3 protein-coding genes are annotated in these 3,874 nt (G+C 41.8%); all 3 read left to right on the forward strand.

The window, feature by feature from the left end; all coding sequences use genetic code 11:
* Positions 1-241: hypothetical protein (locus Q8907_13985; protein MDP4275380.1), on the forward strand; the 241-nt coding region annotated here is incomplete at its 5' end.
* Between the two features lie 15 nt (positions 242-256).
* Positions 257-1,363, forward strand: coding sequence for an efflux RND transporter periplasmic adaptor subunit (locus Q8907_13990; GenBank protein ID MDP4275381.1), 1,107 nt, complete (start codon positions 257-259; stop codon positions 1,361-1,363).
* 22 nt (positions 1,364-1,385) lie between these two features.
* Positions 1,386-3,874 (forward strand): efflux RND transporter permease subunit (locus Q8907_13995; GenBank protein ID MDP4275382.1); only part of this gene is annotated, 2,489 nt, incomplete at its 3' end.

Genomic DNA, 3,874 nt, shown 5'->3' on the forward strand with positions numbered 1-3,874 from the left:
CGATGCAGATAAGTTATTGACGGGCATTGATTCCACTTTCAAGGATAACTTTAACAGCCTTGCAACGGAAATGCTGAATAATTATCTGAGAAGAAATGTGAACATCCTTCAGTTTCTGACTTTCTATGATGCTTATAAACAAAATGTTATACAGTTAAATTCAATTCTGTATAATAAAGTCAATGCATTGGAGAATTTGAATTTTTTGACTGGTACTAATTTTTATAACAAACAAAATTAAAAATATAAGTGAATAATGAATAGGTGTAGGCGGGAAATTGGTTTTAATCAGGTTCTTTTCATTTTGTTAATTGTTCCGGCATTTCTTTTGGGATGTAAGGAGAACAAGCAGGAGGAGACAAGGGCTAAGTATGTCATACCCGATTCTCTTTTAAAAACTTTAACCATTGATTCGGTTCAGAACTGTCCATTGGTGAATGTGGTAAAACTTACGGGAATGGTTGATTTCAATCAGGATAAGCAGGCTAATATTTATTCCCTGGTTAGCGGGAATATTCAGGATATAAAAGTCCAGTCAGGTGATTATGTTTGGAGAGGTCAGGTACTGGCAATTGTCAAAAGCAGCGAGATGGCCGGATACAGCTATAATCTTACGGTGGCCGAAGGGAATGTGAAAACTGCAAAGAAACAACTGGAGGCCGCCAACGAACTTTATAAAAGTGGTTTATCTTCAATGATTGAAGTTACCAATGCTCAGGCTAATTACACTCAGGCTGTCTCTCAACTGGAAATGGCCAGGCGTGTGCTTAAGATAAACGGCAGCAGAACCAACGGCGACTATATCGTCAGGTCGCCGATCAGTGGTTTTGTTGTTCAGAAGAATGTTACCAACGGGACTATTGTCAGGGCAGACAATAACGCGAATTTGTTTACAATTGCCGATTTGAGCGATGTGTGGGTTGAGGGAAATGTTTACGAGGCTGATGCTCAGGAAATTCATATCGGTGATCATGCGGAAGTAAAAATATTGTCTGCCCCTGACAAGGTCTTTAATGGGAAAGTGGATAAAATAATGAATGTACTTGATCCGACGAGTAAGGTTATCAAGGTACGCGTGGTGATCAAGAATCCAAATTGTATGCTGAAGCCCCAGATGTATGCCAGCGTGATGGTTGCAAATCCCGAGGGCAGGAGGGCTCTTTGCATCCCGAGCAAGGCTCTTGTTTATGACCGCAGCAGGTATTATGTCCTGGTATATAAGGGCAAAGGGAATGCGGATATTATTCCGGTTGAAGTATTAAATACTCTGGGAGACAGAACCTACATCCGCTCCGGTGTCAAGGAAGGTGACAGGGTGATATCTTCCCTGGCCCTTCAAATTTATAGCGAGTTAAATAATTGATTGTCAATTCAGCGTGTGAATAATGAATAAGTTTTTAAGAAATATTATAGGATTTTCATTAAATAACAAATATTTAATATTGCTTCTTTCTGCAGCTTTGATCGTTACAGGCATTATCACTTTCAAAAACATGCCGATTGAAGCTTTTCCGGATGTAACCAATACCGAAATCTCTATAATTACTCAATGGCCGGGCAGAAGTGCCGAAGAAGTTGAAAAACATATTACGATTCCCATAGAAATTGCCATGAATTCAGTTCAAAAGAAGGTAAGCATGCGTTCTACCAGTATGTTTGGACTGTCTTCCATAAAACTTATTTTCGATGACAATGTAAAGGATGAACAGGCCAGGATGCAGGTGATGAGCCTGCTTTCCAATGCTACTCTTCCGCCCGGTGTGACGCCTTCAATCCAGCCTCCGACAGGACCAACCGGTGAAATTTTTCGTTATACGCTGAAAAGTTCGTTTCGCGATGTCCGTGAATTAAAAAGCATCCAGGATTGGGTGATTGACCGCAGGTTGCGGGCTGTACCTGGCGTGGCCGATCTCAATAGTTTTGGGGGCAAGACAAAAACTTACGAGATAAAGGTAAATCCCGATAAGCTTACTTCTCTGGGCCTTACCCCGCTTGATGTTTACACAGCCATTCAGAATACAAACATCAATATCGGCGGCGATATGATATTTGAAAATGATGAAGCGTACGTGGTGCGCGGCATTGGACTGATCAACGACATCAATGAGATAAACAACATAATCATCAGGAACAACAATGGCGTTCCATTACTGGTAAAGGATGTGGCCGATGTGACCATTTCAAACCTTCCCCGCCTGGGCTGGGTTACCCGAAGTGACGCCTTTATTGATTCTCAGGGGAAAAGAACAGTAAAAGGCCAGGATGATGTGGTCGAATGTATTGTAGTCATGCGGAAAGGCGAAAATCCTTCTGAAGTGATTACTGCATTGAAAAAGGAAATTGATAATCTGAATAAAAATATATTGCCGGCAGATACACAGATTGTCCCCTATTATGACCGGACTAATCTGATCTCTTTTGCCACAAAAACGGTTCTGCATAACCTGATTGAAGGAATTCTGTTAGTTGTTTTAATTGTGTCTTTGTTTCTTTTTGATTGGCGTACAACCCTAATTGTAGCCCTAGTCATCCCCATGTCCTTATTCTTTGCCTTCATCTGTCTAAGGATAATGGGGATGACCGCCAATCTTTTATCCTTGGGAGCCGTTGATTTCGGGATTATTATTGACGGATCCGTGGTTATGGTCGAGGGCATATTTGTGGCCCTGAGCTCCAAGGCACAGGAAATCGGGATGACAAAATTCAACAAGCTTTCGAAACTGGGGCTTTACAGGTCTGTCGGGGCCAAGATGGGCAAAGCCATATTCTTTGCGAAGGTTATTATCATCACCTGTCTGGTGCCTATTTTTTCCTTTCAAAAAGTTGAAGGGAAGATGTTTTCGCCCTTGGCCTATACTCTTGGTTTCTCCTTATTGGGAGCGCTGATTTCCACTTTAACCCTAGTTCCGGTTTTAATTTCCTTATTGTTAAATAAAAATATCCACGAGAAATCTAATCCTTTTTCCCGTTTCATAAACAGGTTCATGTTGTCGGGATTTGAGATTTCTTATAAATATCGCAAAAGAGTGATTATCGCGACATTGGTGATGGTCATTGCTGGTTTAGGTTCTTTTACTTTTTTAGGTTCGGAATTCATCCCTGAACTCAATGAAGGAGATGTCTGGTTACGTGTTCAGCTTCCATACAGCGCTTCGTTGCAAAGGGGCGTGGATGTGGCGCTTCAGGCAAGGAATATCCTGATGACTTTCCCGCAGGTTAAGTGCGTGGTTTCACAAACCGGCCGTCCCGACAACGGAACTGATGTCACGGGGTTTTATAATAATGAATTTGACGTGATTATGCTGCCTGAGTCGGAATGGAAACCTAAAATATCCAAGGAAGATTTGATTGCCAGTATGAACAAAAAGCTTTCGGTCATTCCCGGTGTCAGACTGAATTTTTCGCAACCCATCACGGATAACGTTGAAGAGGCGGTATCCGGCGTTAAAGGTTCAATTTGTGTGAAGATTTATGGCGATTCTTTGGATTACATGGAGCAAAAGCTGAACGAGGTTTATAATGTCATGAAAAATATACGGGGAATTGATGATCTCGGAGTCATTCAAAATATAGGGCAACCGGAAATTGATGTAAACCTCGACCAGCAAAAAATGGCCCTTTACGGTGTTACTACTGCAAATGCAAATGCGGTACTGTCTATGGCTATTGGTGGCCAGGTGGCTTCTACCTTATATGAAGGTATTGAAACTTACGATATCCGTGTGCGGTTGCCTGAAGAATACCGGATGTCGGAGGATGATATCGGTAATTTATTGGTCCCTACCCAAAATGGTTCTAAGGTTCCTATGAAATCAATTGCAGGGATAAGTAAAAAAACCGGCGCCTGCCTGATCTTCAGGGACGGAAGTGAACG

It is taken from the genome of Bacteroidota bacterium, from assembly GCA_030706565.1.
In the GTDB taxonomy this organism is placed as follows: Bacteria; Bacteroidota; Bacteroidia; order Bacteroidales; family JAUZOH01; genus JAUZOH01.